Raw genomic sequence first — 18,950 nt, 5'->3', positions numbered from 1 at the left:
ACTCCATTTTAAATGCAAAGTCAAGTTTAATATGGAATCCCATATATTAAAAGAAAAAAGACACTCCTAATTACCTCGACTTTACAACTAAGCCTCCATTCCCCAAAGCGCAGGGGCTTCCCTTTCAGGATAGTATGAACCGCGCGATCTGAAATCGATTCTATCAAGACGGCTTGGCATGGAAATAATTCGATCTAGGAGATTCTTAGCTTGAATTAAAAGTAGGGAAAGCGACTCACGTTGTATTTCTGTAATTTGGCTATCTTCATGATCTAATATGGAGGTAATAGGGGCGAGAGACCCTATGATTGCCGTTTGGATTATTTTCAATTCTTCCAATTGTTTTTGTTTTTCAAATTCTAGAGTTTTAAATTCTTGTTTAAAATGCTCTATCCCATCGCGTTCTGATTCTGCTTGACTAAGAATTTGTCTAGCTTGAGCGACAAGGTATAAATTCCAGTCTTTTAATCTTGCTTCTATTAACATAGAGTCTTCTTGTCTAACTGCAGCGTCTTCTTGTCTAACTGCAGCGTCTTCTTGTCTAACTGCAGCGTCTTCTTGTCTAACTGCAGCGTCTTCTTGTCGCTTGGTGAGTATCTTTTGCCTTTGAACAAGCTCTTGATGTTCTGAAATCGATCCTTTGAGGGTCATGGCACAGTTGATTAACTCTTCAAGTTCAGCTTTTAATCGATCATTTTCTTTTCTAAGCTGTTCTACAGGATATAAGATAGAAAAATAGCCGCGAAAAACGACGTAGAGTGAGATGGCTAGGGTTAAATTGACAACGGCCATTGAGAGACGACCTTTAAGAAGGCTGCGGAAAGCTGCGTACACGGGTGTCATAACAAAGAAGGCGGCGATAGCAATTTTCGTGACCCAGTGGTCATAAGCGCTAATGACAAGATTGACCGTATGAGGGGATAGGAAAGGGATAGATGGGGCGCTTGATACGTTCATGGAAACCTCCGTTATGTTAAATGAAACAAAAGCATTAAAACAATAATTTGATTTATTATTCAATTAAATAAACAAAAGAATTTCGTTTCTTGAGAATAATAGTGTGAATTAATGTTTGTTATTAAAATCTAGGTCTTTTGTTTAATTAAATAGTAAATCTTGAATAGATATTTAGCTTTAGATACGATACTAAAACAAGAGCGGTATTTATGAAGATACCTCGACTTTGTAACTTTTTGGGCTTGATAGCCTCGAGACATTTGTTCTCTAGGGAGTTATCAAAACCGGGACGGGGTTTTTTTACCCCTTCCCGGTTTTAATAATCTTCCGGTTCGACCATAGGTCGAACGTCCGAGATCAAATAGACGAGGCAGGCGGGCCCAAAAAGCTACAAAGTCGAGGATACATCGATAGGAGGTTATATGGTCGATGAAAGTAATCATATTGAAGATCAAAATGAGATGAGCGATGAGCATCTCTATATGCCTCCTGTAGATTCGTTGGCTTCTGAGATTCAGGAAGATCAGTTTGCAAAGGAGACTCTAGAGCGCTATTCGGGAAGCGAAATCAAAGATTTCGGATCTAATTTAATCTTAGTGAATTTCCCGGCTTACGTTGAATACTTTGCCAAGAATTATAATGGGGTCATTCATCAAGGGAGCATGTTTACCGTTGCTCACTCTAAAGAATTTGATATCAGCATTATTGATTTTAAAATTGGTTCGCCGGCGGCGGCTCTTGTGGTCGATTTGTGCTCTTTTTTACCGATCCGATCTGCAATTTTTCTTGGAATGTGTGGGGGGCTTCGGCGTCGGTATCGGGTTGGAGATTATCTTTTGCCTGTTGCAGCCATTCGCGGAGAGGGGACGAGCGACTTTTATTTTCCGCCTAAACTCCCGTCACTTGCTAACTTTTTGATGCAAAAATCGGTGAGTGAAATTTTAGAAGAAGATGGCGATGACTACCATGTTGGGATTTGTTACACGACTAACATGCGGTTTTGGGAATTTAACCACGATTTTATCGAAGAGCTCAAGTCGACTAAAGCTCAAGGGATTGAGATGGAATGCGCCACACTATTTACAGCCAGCTACAAGCGTAAGTTTACCCTTGGAGCTCTTTTGCTTATTTCTGATTTGCCTCTTGAAAAAACAGGGAAAAAGACAAAAGAATCTTCGCGATTTGTTTTTGAATCCTATATGCCGGATCACATTGATAAGGGTATTCGCGTGCTGAAAAAAGCGCGTGAAATGCAGTCTCATAAAGTAAAGGGGGCCTACCATAGGAATCAATCGCTATTCCGGCGTCCCAAATAAGACCAACCCCCGGCATTTCTATAGAACATAAGGTTTGCTTCATATTCCGGAATATGAGACCATGGAGCCTCTTATTTTGGAAAACTGATGAATCAGGTTCGCGAACATTGGGGATCCAAGGTCGGTTTCTTGATGGCCGCGATCGGCTCGGCAATTGGTCTTGGGATTCTATGGAAATTTCCTTACGTAACGGGTGAAAATGGGGGAGGTCTTTTTCTTCTTTGCTATTTGTCATGCCTCGTTTTAATCGCCATTCCGGTTTTTGTTTCCGAGCTCATATTGGGAAGAAGTTCTCAAAAGGCCGCTCTTGAAGCCTTTGCTTATCACGAGCCGGCGCAGTCGGGCTGGCAGCTCGGCGGTTGGTTTGGCATCGCTTCATCCTTTCTTATTATGTCCTATTATAGTGTCATTGGCGGATATGGCATGAGCTACATCCTAATGTCGCTCAATGGTTTTTATAACGGACTTGCTCAAGACGAAATCGCAGTTATTTATGATCGACTGGCCGGATCGGGACCTATTTCCGTCTTCTGGCATTTTGCCTTTACTGCAATCACAGCCGGCATTGTTTATAGGGGAGTGCGTAAAGGAATTGAGTATTGGTCTAAAATACTTGTGAAGATTTTTTTAGCGCTGCTTTTCCTCCTCTTTTGTTATAGCCTTACGCTTCCCGGATTTAAAGAAGCTTTTGCATTCGTTGTGCATCCCAATATTGAAAATTTTAAACCTTCATCGGTTTTGCAAGCTTTGGGATTAGCTTTTTTTACGATGAGTTTGGGACAGGGAATCATGATTAGTTATGGCAGCTATATGAAACGCGATGAAAATGTGATGAAAGTCTCATGCATTGTTGGCGCTTCCATCATTATTGTAGCTGCCCTTGCCGCTTTGACGATTTTTCCTGTGGTTTTCACATTTCATTTGCCGCCTAAATCAGGCCCGGGACTTGTTTTTAAAACACTGCCCTATTTATTTGCGCAGCTTCCGGGATCCATTGTTTTATCAACACTCTTTTTTGTTTTGTTTGTCTTTACCGGACTCACATCGGCCGTTCCGTTGATTGAAGTTGTTGTAGGCAACTTATGTGAGAGGACAAGATTGTCGAGAAAACAGGCCGTTTTGATGGTTGCTTGTTCTACGTTTTTATTTGGGATTCCCAGTGCATATTCGGGGTCCAATGGTATATTCCCTCAATGGTCATCTATTTTTAGACAGGATTTTTTACTCACCATTGATGGCATTGTTTCGACATGGCTCATTCCCTTTTCCGGGCTCATCACGGCCATATTTGTGGGCTGGAAAATGAAGAGAGAAACGTGCCGGCAAGAATTTATTTGCTCCGGTGGAAGCCTTATCCTTTTCAGAATATGGCGTTTTGTTTTAAGGTATCTTGTCCCACTGCTAATATTAGCAATTATTTTACACAGCAGCGGTTTGATCGATTTTGATCAATTGTTTGCTGCAAGAGAACTTAATTCAGAGATTGTTTCTAAAATAAAATAACACAGGACTCAAAGGCTATGTCGCATATGAGAGAGCATTGGACATCGAGATTAGGATTTATTTTTGCAGCTATCGGCTCCGCGATTGGTCTCGGCGTATTGTGGAAATTCCCTTATATTGTTGGGCAAAATGGGGGCGGGTATTTTTTATTGGCATTTATCATTTGTGTTGTGATCATTGGGGTTCCCGTTTTTATTGCAGAACTCATGCTGGGCCGCTCATCTGAAAGTGCTGCCATTATGTCATTTCATAAGCTCTCAAATGGACACCGCTTTTGGAAAATCGGCGGTTGGCTCGGTGTGATTTCATCCTTTATTATTATGTCCTTTTACTCGGTTATTTCCGGATATGGGATGAGCTATATTTTGATGTCGCTCACCAATTTTTCGAAGGGATTAACGGCACATGAAGTCGCAGGTGTGTATGATAAACTCTCCTCATCTGCCGATATCTCTTTGCTTTGGCATTTCATCTTTACGGGAGTGACGATGTCAATCGTCTTTTCAGGTGTGCGAAAGGGGATTGAGTTTTGGTCGCGCATTATGACGCGTAGTTTATTTATTTTTTTAATCGTCTTGTTCTTGTACAGTATTTCACTGGATGGATTCAAGGAAGCTGCCCGTTTTATTTTCTATTTTGACGCCTCCAGCTTTAAGTTTTCATCGGCATTAGAAGCGCTTGGTCTTGCATTTTTTATTTTAAGTTTAGGCCAAGGGATTATGATCAGTTATGGCAGTTACATGAAACGCGAGGAAAATTTACCGGCAATGGCGGGGATTGTCGCTTCTTCAGTGATTGTCGTTGCCCTTCTCTCATCGATGGTTGTTTTTCCGGTTGTCTTTAGTTTTGGATTTACACCTAAAGCCGGTCCGGGTCTCGTCTTTCAAACACTCCCCTTTTTATTTGCCAAACTTCCCGGATCAATTATTATATCGACTCTTTTCTTTGTCTTATTTGTTTTTACGGCTTTGACGTCTGCTGTCGCTTTTATCGAAGTGTGTGCAACGAATTTAATGGAATTGACCTCTTTGACAAGGAGAAATGCAGTCATTATTTCCGGTAGCGGAACCTTTATATTTGGGATTTTCTCAGCTCTTTCCAACACACATTATGCATTTTATGAGTGGAAGTCAATTTATGGGATGAATTTTTTAGATAACATGGACTATCTTGTTTCCAATTGGATTATTCCTCTTGGAGGATTGATCACCTCTATTTTTGCGGGGTGGATTCTCGATCATAAATTAGCCAAAGCAGAGTTTAGTGCCAATCCTTTTCTTGCGCGGCTCTTCAAGCCTTGGCACTTCTTCTTAAAATGGTGTATTCCGGTCTTGATCTTTTTAATTATTCTTCAAAAAACAGGAATGATCGACTTCGATCGCTTTTTTCATTAATTATTGATTGGAAGCGCGTAAACATTGATATCAAGGATTTTTTCAAAACCCAAGTCGAGATAAAATTGTTCTACCGAAGAAGAGCAGACCAAAACGAGTTTTTCAAGGGCATTTTTGTGTGCTTCATGCATTAAAAATTCCATCATTGCACGGCCATATCCCATTTGTTGGTATTCCGGTAGAATTCCAATATTGAAGATGGCTCCTATTTTTCCATTTGAATACAATATGCCGGTGCCAATAGGAATATTTTCAGAATAGATGAGATAATTGTCAGATTTAAAATTTTTAATAAGCTTGGCATATTTTTCTTTAATAATCGAATTAAAATGAAAGACAGTTTCTGTTATTTCGTAGAATTTTTCTAAGTTGGTCCTTGCCGGTCGAATATCATATTTCTCTAGCTGCATTGACTTGACAGACCAAGCCATTAATCTATATTTAGTGAAAATTGAAAACCCTTTTTTTTCTAAAATATCAACCAAGTTTTTTGCTTGATTTTCTGAGTGACTCCAAAATGAAATCGGAATTCCGTCGGGGGATTTTTTAATAAGAGCATCAATTTTATCCTCAACATTGTTGCATTTGAGATGCATTACAATATTGAAGAGAGGGTAGGGAATATCTGAAAATGAGGCATAAGATTGCTCGCTATTTTCTATAGCCGGAGATCGCGCATCATAACATGTTTCGTAGAGTTGTAAAATTTCAAATCGATTGATCGGCTCAATAGCAATGAGATAATTTGAACAAAAGATAAGAGTGAAGAAAATAAGGCATTTTAGCAATGATAGCTCCGGAAAAATAGGGGTTTAATTAAACCGTCATCAGTCTATACGCCTGAATCCTTACCCACAAAATCGTAAGTAGGCTTGCGGAGTAGGGATCAGCTATACGGGAAGAGTTTCACTAAGTTGTTGTCTTGGAGAGAGGTGAAATTCTTCTGATAGGCGCTTGATAGTTATGAGTTCAATTTCTCTTCCACTCATGGCAGGAGGGATAAAGAAAGTTCGTTTTTCGGTTGTTTTCTTGATGTCTCTTTCAGCTGTGACAGTATGTTTGTCGTATTTAATTAAGGTGAAATTATTTTCGAGGCCAAAAATGCGCACACGGGTTAGGTGATAGAGCCACAAAACGGGGTCGGGAGCTCTACCGAAGCGATCTTGAAGCTCGGATAGGATTTGATCGATTTCTTCAATTGTTGTGGCATCTCCGAAGCGGTGATAAAAATCGAGTCGTAGTGTGGTATCATCGACATAATCATCGGGAATTTTTGCATCAAATTTGAATTCGAGGCGTGTTTCCGTAAAGGTTGTAAACTTACCTTCTTTAAGTGCGAGAATGGCCTTTTTCAAAAGTTTACAATAGAGGTGGAATCCAACAGATGCGACATGTCCCGACTGTTGCGTTCCTAAAATATCACCGGCGCCTCTCAGCTCAAGATCCATCATTGCCAGTTTCATTCCCCCGCCATGCCCGGAGGATTCAATCAGTGCTTGGAGTCGTTTTTGGGAGAGCTCGGGGAGTGCTTGAAATTGGGGGGTAAGAAAATAGGCATAAGCGGTGCGATTCCATCTTCCGACACGGCCCCGCAGTTGATAGAGATCCGATATGCCAAAATGATGGGCGCGGTCAATTAAAATGGTATTGGCATTAGGGATATCAATCCCATTCTCAACAATGCTTGTTGCAAAGAGAATATCAACAGTGCCCTGTTTAAATTTATGAAAGGCTTCATCGATGTCATTGCTATCCATTTGACCATGGACAATGGCAATGCGGGCATTAGGGACGAGCTTTTCGATATGCGAAGCCACTTCATAGATCGATTCAACGCGGTTATGGATAAAGTAGACCTGACCATCGCGAGCGAGTTCTCTCAATATGGCATTTTGAATGAGTGCATCTTCTCGATCACAGATAATGGTTTTAATGGGAAGGCGATCGTGAGGTGGGGATGCGATAACCGATAGAGCGCGGATATTAAGCAGTGAAAAATAAAGGGTGCGGGGAATCGGCGTTGCCGTCATCGTCAAATAATCGGCATTGACCTTCATTTTTTTGAGTTTTTCTTTAGCGCGAACACCAAAGCGTTGTTCCTCATCAATGATGATCAGACCGAGATCTTTAAACTCAACATCTTGGCTTAAGATGCGATGGGTTCCGATTAAAATATCGACTTGGCCGGCTTTGACTTTTTCTAGCGTTTCTTTATTTTGCTTAGTCGTTCTAAAACGGCAAATCAGATCGACTGTAACGGGGAAGTTTTCCATTCTCGCTTTGAAGGTCTCATAGTGCTGCATGGCAAGAATCGTTGTTGGAGCTAAAACGGCGATTTGTTTGCGTCCGTCATATGCGGCCTTAAATGCGGCGCGCATTGCCACCTCTGTTTTCCCATAACCGACATCTCCACATACAAGGCGATCTAATGGCTCGCTTGAGAGCATATCTTGTCGAATAGCGCCAATGGCTGCAAGCTGGTCTTCCGTTTCTTCATAGGGAAACTCTTCTTCAAAAAGGCGCATCTCTTCTGAATCGGGCGGATAGGTAAAGCCCCCTTTAACTTGCCGCTCCGCTTGCAAGTGGAGTAACTCTTTTGCATAACCGATGATGGCTTGCTGGGCTTTGACTTTGGCTTGATGCCATTTTTTTGTCCCAATTGTGTGAAGAGAAGGTTTGATTTCACCGGCTCCGATATAGCGCGAAACGAGATGTGCTTGCGACATGGGGACAAAAAGTTTGCTCCCTTCGGCATATTCGATCATCATAAATTCCGATTCGACGCCGAGATGATTTTTTTGTTTTTCTATCCCTAGAAATTTTCCGATCCCATTGTGAAAATGAACGACATAGTCACCCGGCTCTAGCGTATGAAATTCAGAAGGAGCCGTGTGATAGGTATTGCGCCATTTTTTGCGGGTCACTTTTTGCCGTTTTGAAAATTCGCTGTAAGGGAAAAAGCCAAGATTAGCTCCCGGGTAGATAAATCCCGAAGAGAGATAGGCTATATGAAATTGTGAAGAAGGGGGAAGAAAAGGCTGAACCTGTGATTTAAAATTCTTTTCCTCAGAGCGCGATGAGGTAAATAGATGGAGGGTAAACGTGGGAGGAAGCTCTTTTAAGCGTTCGAGAAGTTTGCGTTGATGCACTTCAAGAGAAGAGGCATCGATATCAAAAAAGTCGGTTAAAGTGACAAAAGGGTGATGCATGCGCGTTGTTGCAATGGTATGATCGAGCAGTTGGAAAGAGGCCGCATGTGTCGGTTCTTTACCACTGTAATAGTCGCGGCCGACTTTTGAATGGGAACGCTCTTTTTGTAGCTGCTCTAAAGGCTCTTTGGCGAGGAAAAGGGTTTTAGCCTCTTTGATCTGATCGAGAAACGTGCCGAGCTTTAAAAAATAGGGAGATTTTGCTCCCGGTAGTTCTTTAATATCAACGTAGCGGTCCTCGAGTTTGAGAAGGTCGTCGAGAACAATTAAAGTTGAATCTCCGAGATAATCGATCAGTTCGGCAGATTGATGTTGCGTTAGGGTATATTCATTGACAGGATAAAGGGCGATCTTTTGAGCAGTTCCCGTTGAGTTTTGCGATACGGGATCAAAGGCTTTAATTTGTTCGATCGTATCCCCAAAAAAATCAAGGCGATAGGGGTTAGGTGCAGAGATGGGGAAGATGTCGATGAGTCCTCCTCTAACGGCAAATTGGCCTTTATCTTCTACGAGCTTGTGGCGGCTATAGCCAAGACGTATGAGTTCTTCAGAGACCAACTCTATAGAAAGCTCATCGCCTTCTTGAATAAAGAGGGAGTGGGATTGCAAAAGGGTTTTAGATGGGATTTTCTGCAGAGCACCCTGCAGGGTAGTAATCACTAAATGCTGCTTGTCTTGCAGCAGATGGGTGAGCTGCGCCATCCTTTCGCCGACGATATCAAGGCTTGGAAGGATCTCATCGCCGGGAAGTGCCTCCCATGCCGGAAATTCAATACAGGTTTCATTAATACCGGTGAGATCTTCGATCAGTTTTGATTCGCGCTCTCCTCCGCTCACTACGAGGATATTGCACTTGAGCTGCCGTTTTAAAAAACTGAGGAGAAGTGCCTTAGGGCAATCCCACAGTCCCTCAAAAAGAAGAGAGGGGTGTGTTTTGATAGCATCTAGAGCGAGATTAAAAAAGGGTGTTTTATAAATGTCTTCTAACATAGGGCGTCATTATAGAACCGGCTTAACGGTTTTTAAAGTGGTCATGGATCGCTTCAATTGCAAGGGGAATGCCTTCCGGTTCTTGTCCTCCGGCTTGCGCCATATCAGGTTTGCCCCCTCCGGAGCCCTTTACATGGATTGCACCCTTTTTAATGATATCGCCTGCTTTTTCTCCTTGCTCTACGAGCCCTGCATTGAGCTTGAGGACAAGTTGGCAACGCCCTTCGCTTTCTGCAGCAAGAAAAATAGCACCGGCTTGGGTCTTTTCCATTAAAAGGGAGGCTATGGTTCCCAATTCTTTGGGATCGATCTCAACTTTCTCAAAGATATAGGGGGTATTATGAATCAAAGTGGTTTTTTCGCAAAGCATTGAGAGGAGAGAATGGATTTTTTCTTTCTTGAGTTGTTTGATTTCTGATTTAAGGAGGTCCATTTCTTCAAGAAGGGAGTTGAATTTGACTTCGAGTTTAGGAAGGGGCGTATCGAGTTGCTTAGCGAGGCGCTCCAAAATGGCTTCTTGCTCAAACATAAAGTCAATGGCAGGCGCCCCGACACAGGCTTCAATGCGGCGAATCCCCGCTCCGATGCTCGTCTCTTTTGTAATACAAAAAAGGCCGATGAGCCCAATGTGCTCGACATGGGTTCCTCCGCACAATTCTTTTCCCCCTCCATCGCCTATTTCGACAACACGTACCTGCGCACCGTATTTGTCCCCAAAAAATTGCTTAATCGAAGGGTCTTTTTGTGCATCGGCATAGTTGATTTCACGCGTTGTGACTAAAGCATCGGCATTGATTTTCTGATTGACAGCCATTTCAAGCGAGCGGATCTCGTCGGGAGTGAGCGCCTTGTGGTGAGTGAAATCAAAGCGGAGACGATTGGATTCAACAAGAGAGCCTGATTGACGAATGTGCTCACCGAGTTGATCGTAGAGAGCTTTATGGAGTAAGTGGGTTGCCGTGTGGTGAGCGGCAATCGCTTTGCGCCGCTTCTCATTCACCTGTGCAACGAGGGGTTCGCCGACGATAAAAGCCCCTTTGGTCACAACACCGCTATGGGAAATAACACCGGGGAAAGGAGAGGTGCAATGGCGCACTTCAAAACAGGCTTTATGATGCGATAAAAGCCCTTGATCTCCTACTTGGCCTCCTTTTTCAGCATAGAAAGGTGTCGTGTCGAGAATCATTTCTCCTTGTTGACCTTCTTCGAGTTTGTCAACGAATTGACCATCGCGTACAAGGCCAATGATGCTCGCTTCGCAATTTAAATCGCGATAACCAACAAATGTCGATGTCCCATGCTTTGCAGTGAACACTTCAAAGAGATTGTTTTCTGCTATTTGCTGATGGGAGACATGCGCCTTTTTCGAGAGCTCTTTTGCTTTATGCTCAAGCATCTCAAAGGCCTCAATATTGACTTCAAGTCCCGTATCTTTAGCGATGAGTAAAATCTCTTCTAAAGGGAAGCCGTAAGTGTCCTTGAGCTTAAAAGCCTCTTCGCCGGTAATTTGCTTTTCATTGCTTGAAGTGGCTTTATCGATAATCTGATTTAAAATATTACCGCCGCGCTTGAGTGTGCGCAAAAAACTTTCCTCTTCGGTCGTTAAAATTTCGGCAATGCGGCTTTCGGATTGCTTCAGCTCGGGGAAATCATCCCCCATTGTTGTGATTAAAGTGGGGACGAGATCAGCGAGAAAGGGGCGATCAAAGCCGAGCCGCTTGGCATAACGGGTTGCCCTGCGCAAAATTTTGCGCAATACATAGCCGCGATCTAAATTGGAGGGTTGCACGCCATCGGCAATGGCAAAAGAGAGGGCGCGGAGATGATCGGCTATGACATGAAAAGCCGGAGCTAAGGGGCTCCCCGGAGTATATTGTTCCCCCGATTGGTGCTCAATTTGCCGAATAAGAGCCTGTAGAATATCCGTCTCAAATACGCTATCAACACCCATTTTAAGCGCCATGATCCGCTCCAGACCGGCTCCGGTGTCGATCGATTGATTGGGGAGGGGGGCTTGATGGCCCGAGGCAGAGCGGTTAAATTGCATGAAGACGAGGTTCCAAAATTCGAGATAGCGCAAGTCGCCATCGGGATCTGCAGGACTTTTTGCCGATCCGTATTTTTCGCCGCGATCAAAATAGAGTTCCGAACAAGGCCCACAAGGCCCCACTTCACCCATCATCCAGAAATTATCTTTGGCGCCCATGCGCACAATGCGCTGCTCAGGCATATGAGCTTTCCAGAGCTCATACGCTTCATCATCGTCTTCAAAAATGGTGACCCAAATTTTTTCAATATCTAATTGAAAAACCTCTGTAGTCACGTCAAAAGCGAATTGAATAGCCTCTTTTTTAAAATAATCCCCAAAGGAAAAATTGCCGAGCATTTCAAAAAACGTCATGTGACGGCTCGTATGCCCCACATTGTCGAGGTCATTGTGCTTTCCGCCCACACGGATACATTTTTGAGAGGTGACGGCGCGCTTATAATCCATCTTGGTACGCCCAAGAAAAATGTCTTTAAATTGATTCATTCCCGCATTGGTGAAAAGGAGCGTCGGATCGTCATGAGGAAAAACGGGAGAAGAAGGGAGATGGAGATGACCCTTTTTTTCAAAATATTGAATAAATTGTCGGCGGATCTCTTTTGATGAATAGGGTGATGATTGCATAATCCCTGAAAGATAAAGGTTGGTCGTACTTATACCGCTCGTGACTTAAGAGTTGTTTTTTTGTCGCCGGGCATCCCCGCTTGGTCGATTTGACCTCGCCTCTGCCTATTGTCAATAGCGCAGCAGCTCGGGTCAAAAGGCCTTCAGCCTGATCGACCGGCGCTATAGCCGGCTTCTAAAAATTCCAACTCTTGAATCACTCCCGGTATACAAGGATTATTACAAAAGAGCCCCTTTTTCAGCAATTCCCATATAATACGCCTTCCATTTAAAAAGATCCCCTCCATAGATAGAGGGGATCTTTTTAAATATGCAAATAAATTCATAAAGAAACTCCAAAAAGAGGATATTGAAAATTAACTGGATCTTAATTTTTATAGATAAGAAAAATAGAAGTTTGTCAGCGGTTTTTTTTGAGGTTGATTTCTTCAGAAACAGTCTTTCATAAAGAATTTTCTTTTGCAAAATCTTTAAATTATCTAGGTTTATTTTATTTGCAATGGGGTTCAAATGAAGCATTGGCAGTTGTTGTTCGCTTTTTTGATGACTGGATTAAATCTTTTTGCTGATTATAGTAATGTGGCAACTGCAAACGATACCTCTACACTTCTTGCAAATCACATCTCCGTATTAACCGGACAAGTTGTTGATGTTCGACGGGATTTGCTTCTTCCATCAAAAGTTCCTATTTATTTTTATTCTACTCTGACTTCTTATCGTAGATGTATGGGCAATGGAGAATTACATGTCATGCCCTATTTATATGCACGAGTACAATCTGAGAACGATGGAGATGTTTTTAGTCTCTGGGATGAAAGAGGATCAAAGTATGATTTTTATGGAGAAGTGAGTCAAATAGGTGAAGATACGATATTTAACCTAACGCCCACCTACGGAATGACAAACACTACCAATGGCGAGCCAAGCGGAGAAGCTAATCCTTTAAATATTTCGGTCAAACACTTAGGCAAATGTGATGAGTTTAGTGTAACTTATGGCGATGGAAGAAAAGCTTATTATCAGCGCGTTGGTCGCTATACACGCACTTATAGATTACAAAGAGAGTATTTGCGCAATGGGTCAATGTTATCTTATACCTATCGGCCGGGCCCCGACTATCGATTATCCCGGATCGAATCCCATAGTGGCAATACCCAATACAAGTATGGCGAAGTAAATTTCAACTACCACCATGGCGTTGACAGGAAAGGCTTTATAAAAAAGATGGGCTTTGAAGTCGTCAACAGTTTGGGGAAGAAGTTTCAATTTGTATTTAATAATTATCGATTGGGATCCTTCCATGAAGGAATTCATTCTCCTTATCAAACGAGACAAGCCTATTATTATACGAAAGATAAGGAAATAGATATTTATTACTTGCCGGAAGGAATTGAATCTTTTAATGGGCGAGTGCTCATGTTTGATTATTATGGCAAAGGTGAAGGGAAATACGTATCTAATCGTGTCAGTGGCCTTAGAGCTCCTATTGGTCCTAATGGAGAACTTCAGACAGCCTATCAATTTAGGTATGATCATTTGCGAAGAGAAGGATTTTCGGATACTGCATCAGCCGGTGTCACCGAAGTCAGAGATGCATATGGTAGACTAGATCGTTATCATTATTCCAATCATTTTACCTTAGATAAAATTTTTCATTTTAAGAAAATCAATGGCACAGATGCCTTGTCATTTGAAGAACAATTTACTTGGATTGATCATAATCATTTGAAACAGCTCCGATCTAAAAACAATGGAGAGTTGAGTCATGTTTATGATTATGATCATCGAGGCAATGTGAAAATGCTTACGATGTATGGAAATTTCTCAGGGCATGTAAGTGACAGGGTTCAGTTTCATGAAAATGGTTATCCCGCATCAAAGATTGAACAACTCAAAATCATTAATCATTACGACCCCAAAGCAAATCGCTTAATTGAGCGTATTTATCCCAATGGAGAAAAAGAGACATTTTCTTATCTTAGAGATACGCACCTTGTTACCAGCCATCTACAATATGATTCTAAGGGTAAAATCATTAAACGCTTATTTCAAAAATATAGTGCCGAAGATATTGTAATTCTTAAGATTGAAGATGATGGGTCGGGATTAAATCAAGATGATCAATCGAATATTCACATCAGGAAAATCTGTCAAATTGAACCTACCCGGATACAAGCCGGGCTTGGATTGCCTCACATTATTTCTGAATATGCTGAAGACAAAACAGGAAAGAGGCTTTTTTTAGGTCGAAAAATTTTTACCTACTCACCGGAAGGATGGGTCTTAACAGAAGCAGTCTATGATTCAAAGGATCAGCACCAATATACTGTATTGAAAAAATATGATGATCATGGAAATGTGATCTATGAAACTGATCCTCAAGGGCATGAAATCAAGAGAAAATTCGACTTATATAACAATAATGTAAGGGAAGTATTTGTCCAAAAGAGAGTTGAGTTCATTCGAACATATGATCGAGCCAATCGCATGGTTGAAGAGGTTGAGCAAACAATACTTGGAGAGAGAAGCCGGAAATTTTCTTATGATCTTCGATCTCGTAAAACTCAAGAAATCGATCATTTAGGACGAGAGACTTTTTATGAGTATGATTCTTTTGATAACTTAACAAAAGTTATTCATCCTCCATTTACGACAGCCCAAAATCAAAAAAGACAAAAAATAGAACAAGTTATTTTTGATCCCTATAAACGCCCTAAATACATTGTGGATCCCTGGGGAAATCGCGATGAGATGAGGTATAATTCGTTGGGACAAGCCATTGAAGAACGGCGTAGTGACGGTGTTGTAAAACAGACTTTCTATAATTTAGATCAAACAGTTGAAAAAGAAGTCCTCTATGACAAATCGCATATTCTTTATAACTACGATGCATATAAGCACGTGATTCAAAAACGACATATTGATCAAAATGGAAATCTTATTGATCAAACTCTTTATAAATATGAAGGAGAACTACTCATAGAAGAAATCGATCAGCTAGGTATATCTACGCACTATGTTTATGATATTGCCGGAAGAATGATTGAAAAAAGAAGAGAAGGACAATGCACTTCATATGTCTACGATTCAAACGGAAGGGTTTATCAAGAAATTTCACGGTTTCCCGATGGGATTTTGCTCACATATATGAAATGGTATGATCATCTAGGGCGCATCATTGAAGAGAAAAAAACATGTGGTGATCAAGTCAGAGAACATGATCAATTTAAATATGATGGTTTTGGAAATATTGCAGAGAAAATCACTTTTACAAATGCCGGTTCATTTCGGGAGCAATTCGAGTATGATGCTCGTAATCGATTGATCAAAAAAATTGATCCCAATGGAGAGAAAATAAGGATTCGTTATGATGTTATCCATCATAGTCCAACAAGTCAATGGGAGAGAACAATTACAATTTCTGCTAATGGGAATAAAACTATCGAGTCATTTAATGAAGTTGGTTTGCTTTCAAAATTAGAAAAATTTGATAGCACAGGACAGCCTGTACTCTATGAAGAGTTCGACTATGATGAAGGCTATCGAAAAATCAAACAGAGATCACGAATTATTTGCAGTGGAAAGGTTTTAGATCAAATAGAAACCTCTTGGAAATACGATCGCTTTGGGAATTTGATCTGCTTAGAAGAAGGGCAAAATGGCCGAATAACTCGTAAAGAATATACCTTTGATCATCTGATCAAAAAAATAACAAAAATGAACGGAGTCGAGCTGAACTATTCATATAATTCTTCTAGGCAATTAGAGAGACTCACTTCATCGAAAGGGGATATAGATTATCATTATGCCTATGATCCGAAGGGTAGAGTCATTAAAATTCTCGATCGAATCCAAAACACTGAACATCATATTTCATATGATCATATGGATCATGTAATTGAAGAACATCTTCCCAATGGTTTGACAGTCCGGTCTAAATTTGATGAAGTGGGAAGGCGAAAAAGATTGATACTTCCCGATCAGTCTTATATTGACTACACATACCGAGGCTTTGAACTTCATTCAATCTTACGCAACGGCAAGAGGCATTCATATGAAACATTTGATGTCTCAGGCATTGTATTGAAAGAAAAGCCGATGCTAGGTGAGGGAAGCATTGAATATAAATTAGATGATGCGGGTCGTAAAAACCATTTAGTCTATTCATGCTTTGAGGATCATATTACTCATTTTAATCGAGAAGGGCTTATTTCTAATGAAACTTATGCTTTCCCGAATGCTAAATATGAAATGAGTTATAAGTACGATGCCTTAAACCAACTTATTTCTGAAAAAGGGGCTTATCCAAAACAATATCGATTTGATTCTCATCATCTTTTGAGAATGAAAGACGGGATTGCAACACGCATTGGTCAAAACCACCAGCTAAAACATCTTGATCCATTGCAATTCGATTATGATCTTAACGGTAATCGCGCTCTTCAGTGTTGCCTAAGTCAACAGATTGCGTATGAATATGATTCTTTAGATCGTCTTGTCAAAGTTTCAATGGATGGAATGACTACCCAATATAAATATGATGCAATGCATCGTTGTTTTGAAAAAAGAGTGGACTATCATGATACATCCCTCATTCAGCAATTTATCTATGATGGCCAAAATGAAATTGGTTTAATCGAGCATGGAAAAATCAAAGAGCTTCGCATTTTAGGCTTAACTCCTTTTGGAGAAATCGGTGCTTCAGTTTTATTTGAGATACATGGTAATACCTATCTTCCAATTCATGATTTATCCGGTAATATTGCATTGCTCATTGATGAAAATAATCAACCTATAGAGAGCTATCTATATTCAGCATTTGGGGAAGTATCTATTTTTGATGTAGATGGAAATGAGCTCAAAGAGTCTTCTTTAAGCCCTTGGCTTTTTCAGTCCAAACGAAGAGAAGAATCGACTCAGCTCACAAATTTTGGCAGAAGATTTTATGATCCAATTTTATGTAGCTTTATTAATCCGGATCCCAAAGGATTAGATCAAATTCCAAATCCCTATGCATTTATGCATAATAATCCCCGCTCAGGACATGATGTATGGGGGTTAGACCCCGAAGATGTCGATCCTCGAAAAAAAGAGATGACCAAAGAACAAAAAAAGATAGAAATTCAACGCGAGTTTCAAGAAGAGCACGGGTATTCACCACGGGGATTTGACTCAAGAAATAACTCAAAAGCCCTTCATATTTCAAAGGGTGTATCTCACGGTATCATAGATTTTGGAATTCAAACCATTCATGGCTTTGAATCAATGGTCGGAGGACTCGGTGCTGAATCCATGTCCTACGATGGAATAGGCAGACTATCTATGATTGAGATGCTGTCCGATAAACAAACGTCCCGCGAAGCCCAATTAGAACACTGGTTAACTCTCAAACTCAACATCGATGCTGAGAATGCTTCTTATAAATCAGCAAGACTCTGGACTGACCGCAGCCTCACAACGGCATCTCTACTCGCAGGAGCATCCGGCCTCATCAGATCCGCCCCCCAAGCTCCCCATGCCATAGCTAGTTTTATGAAGATGTCATCTCGAATATTATCAACAAGATTATTGCACTATACTGCAAGAGGAACCTCTGTTAAAATTCCAAAAAATATAACCAAATTAGAAAAACAAATTTCGAATTGGTTGGGAAATAACACTCAGCTTATTAAAAATAAAGCAGGGGATTCTATTTTTCTTTCTAGTGATGGAATGAAAAAAATTCGTTTTGATTTCAAACGACCTTATCCTCATGAAAGTCCTCATATGCATTTTGAGTGTTTTGTAGATGGTGAATGGAAAGAAATTAATCGAGTATATCCAATCGATGTTCCACATAAATAGGAGATATTAATTTGAGAATTTTAGATGATGAATCTGATAGAAAATTGGATACAATTAGTGTTTTTTTAACCAAAGAAGAAGCTATTCAATTACGAAGCTATTTAAGTCAATTAATAGATAAACCGAAATTACAACATGCACATTTGTCTAGTGACAATTATCAAAAGGAAATTACTGTTTGTATATATGATGAAAAAGATTTAGAAGGGTTTCATCCGAGATCGATAAAGTTAATCGAAAAAGATGAATAGCAGTAGCTTAATATGGCGGTATTGAGTAAATATACCGAAATAAATTGAAGAGTTGGAAATTTCAGTGATGCTGAGAATGCTTCTTATAAATCAGCAAGACTCTGGACTGACCGCAGCCTCACAACGGCATCTCTACTCGCAGGAGCATCCGGCCTCATCAGATCCGCCCCCAAGCTCCCCATGCCATAGCAGGCTTATCAAGAATTTTCCGAACACAAAAACAATTAAATAGCTTTCATCAAGTAGCTCAAGTTAAAAATGTGTCATTAAATTTAAGTCCAAAAAACTTTTTTGGAAATAAAACTTATCAAGAAATAGAATGTTTATTAATACAAAAATTCGGCTTGCCAAAAAAAGGTGCGCCAGGTGGGAAGTCATTTTTTAATCCCCGTTCAAAAAGGACATTCCATCTTCATCAACAAGAAGGACATATGGAAGGCTTATCTCATGTATACCGGTCATCAATGAAGAGTTGGAAATTTCAGTTTCAAAAAATTCTTGATTCATCAAAAATGTTCTCATGAATTTCTTATCGCACGATCAACGTACCAAACTAATCTCTCAGCACAAGCTGGAGAGGGATAAGCGGATTTGTGACCGCATCAAAGCTGTTTTGCTCTATGACAGGGGATGGTCTGTGTCCTTGCGGTGAGAGTGCGTGAATTTAATTTTGCAATGTGTCCTTGCGGTGAGAGTGCGTGAATTTAATTTTGCAATTACGTAGACTTGTCCTCTTTAAATCTAGGTTTATCTATGGATATTGCTGATAAAATTCGAAAAATTGAGGCCCTCATTGCAGGAACTAAAAGTGATGG

Annotated in this window: 11 protein-coding genes; 5 read left to right on the top strand and 6 right to left on the bottom strand. The window is 40.7% G+C overall.

Translation table 11 applies throughout. From position 1 onward, the window contains the following. Nucleotides 1-87: 87 nt before the first annotated feature. Nucleotides 88-957, bottom strand: a complete 870-nt coding sequence (locus K9M07_05895; protein MCF7852753.1) for a hypothetical protein — start codon at nucleotides 955-957, stop codon at nucleotides 88-90. 482 nt (nucleotides 958-1,439) lie between these two features. On the opposite strand from K9M07_05895, the gene K9M07_05890 reads away from it, so the two are divergent. The 3 genes from K9M07_05890 (at nucleotide 1,440) to K9M07_05880 (ending at nucleotide 5,170) form a co-directional block, all read left to right on the top strand. Further along, the gene (locus K9M07_05890; protein ID MCF7852752.1) at nucleotides 1,440-2,273 is read left to right on the top strand and encodes an AMP nucleosidase; all 834 of its coding nucleotides are present in this window, start codon (nucleotides 1,440-1,442) and stop codon (nucleotides 2,271-2,273) included. An 87-nt stretch (nucleotides 2,274-2,360) separates the two neighbouring features. After that, the gene (locus tag K9M07_05885; protein MCF7852751.1) at nucleotides 2,361-3,776 is read left to right on the top strand and encodes a sodium-dependent transporter; all 1,416 of its coding nucleotides are present in this window, start codon (nucleotides 2,361-2,363) and stop codon (nucleotides 3,774-3,776) included. A 17-nt stretch (nucleotides 3,777-3,793) separates the two neighbouring features. Next, the gene (locus K9M07_05880; GenBank protein MCF7852750.1) at nucleotides 3,794-5,170 is read left to right on the top strand and encodes a sodium-dependent transporter; all 1,377 of its coding nucleotides are present in this window, start codon (nucleotides 3,794-3,796) and stop codon (nucleotides 5,168-5,170) included. Here the strand turns inward: K9M07_05880 and K9M07_05875 are convergent. The 4 genes from K9M07_05875 to K9M07_05860 form a co-directional block, all read right to left on the bottom strand. Then, complete coding sequence (locus K9M07_05875) at nucleotides 5,167-5,958, bottom strand: GNAT family N-acetyltransferase (GenBank protein ID MCF7852749.1); 792 nt, start codon at nucleotides 5,956-5,958, stop codon at nucleotides 5,167-5,169. The genes K9M07_05880 and K9M07_05875 overlap by 4 nt on opposite strands. 102 nt (nucleotides 5,959-6,060) lie before the next feature. Beyond that, the gene (gene mfd, locus K9M07_05870; GenBank protein ID MCF7852748.1) at nucleotides 6,061-9,369 is read right to left on the bottom strand and encodes a transcription-repair coupling factor; all 3,309 of its coding nucleotides are present in this window, start codon (nucleotides 9,367-9,369) and stop codon (nucleotides 6,061-6,063) included. Between the two features lie 22 nt (nucleotides 9,370-9,391). Next, complete coding sequence (gene alaS, locus K9M07_05865) at nucleotides 9,392-12,040, bottom strand: alanine--tRNA ligase (protein MCF7852747.1); 2,649 nt, start codon at nucleotides 12,038-12,040, stop codon at nucleotides 9,392-9,394. Nucleotides 12,041-12,183: 143 nt separating this feature from the next. After that, nucleotides 12,184-12,366, bottom strand: a complete 183-nt coding sequence (locus tag K9M07_05860) for a hypothetical protein (GenBank protein MCF7852746.1) — start codon at nucleotides 12,364-12,366, stop codon at nucleotides 12,184-12,186. Between the two features lie 217 nt (nucleotides 12,367-12,583). On the opposite strand from K9M07_05860, the gene K9M07_05855 reads away from it, so the two are divergent. After that, complete coding sequence (locus K9M07_05855; GenBank protein MCF7852745.1) at nucleotides 12,584-17,884, top strand: hypothetical protein; 5,301 nt, start codon at nucleotides 12,584-12,586, stop codon at nucleotides 17,882-17,884. An 11-nt stretch (nucleotides 17,885-17,895) separates the two neighbouring features. Further along, nucleotides 17,896-18,135, top strand: a complete 240-nt coding sequence (locus K9M07_05850; protein ID MCF7852744.1) for a hypothetical protein — start codon at nucleotides 17,896-17,898, stop codon at nucleotides 18,133-18,135. 381 nt (nucleotides 18,136-18,516) lie between these two features. On the opposite strand, the gene K9M07_05845 is transcribed toward K9M07_05850, so the two are convergent. Continuing rightward, complete coding sequence (locus K9M07_05845; GenBank protein ID MCF7852743.1) at nucleotides 18,517-18,657, bottom strand: hypothetical protein; 141 nt, start codon at nucleotides 18,655-18,657, stop codon at nucleotides 18,517-18,519. Nucleotides 18,658-18,950 lie beyond the last annotated feature (293 nt).

This window comes from Simkaniaceae bacterium (assembly GCA_021734805.1).
Classification (GTDB): Bacteria; Chlamydiota; Chlamydiia; order Chlamydiales; family JACRBE01; genus Amphritriteisimkania.
This window is presented reverse-complemented; position numbering and strand designations above follow the sequence as displayed.

Coding starts and splice junctions, on each gene's coding strand:
- K9M07_05895 (MCF7852753.1), bottom strand. CDS start 957: ATGAACGTATCAAGCGCCCCATCTATCCCTTTCCTATCCCCTCATACG.
- K9M07_05860 (MCF7852746.1), bottom strand. CDS start 12,366: ATGAATTTATTTGCATATTTAAAAAGATCCCCTCTATCTATGGAGGGG.
- K9M07_05845 (MCF7852743.1), bottom strand. CDS start 18,657: ATGAGAACATTTTTGATGAATCAAGAATTTTTTGAAACTGAAATTTCC.
- K9M07_05890 (MCF7852752.1), top strand. CDS start 1,440: ATGCCTCCTGTAGATTCGTTGGCTTCTGAGATTCAGGAAGATCAGTTT.
- alaS (MCF7852747.1), bottom strand. CDS start 12,040: ATGCAATCATCACCCTATTCATCAAAAGAGATCCGCCGACAATTTATT.
- mfd (MCF7852748.1), bottom strand. CDS start 9,369: ATGTTAGAAGACATTTATAAAACACCCTTTTTTAATCTCGCTCTAGAT.
- K9M07_05885 (MCF7852751.1), top strand. CDS start 2,361: ATGAATCAGGTTCGCGAACATTGGGGATCCAAGGTCGGTTTCTTGATG.
- K9M07_05880 (MCF7852750.1), top strand. CDS start 3,794: ATGTCGCATATGAGAGAGCATTGGACATCGAGATTAGGATTTATTTTT.
- K9M07_05855 (MCF7852745.1), top strand. CDS start 12,584: ATGACTGGATTAAATCTTTTTGCTGATTATAGTAATGTGGCAACTGCA.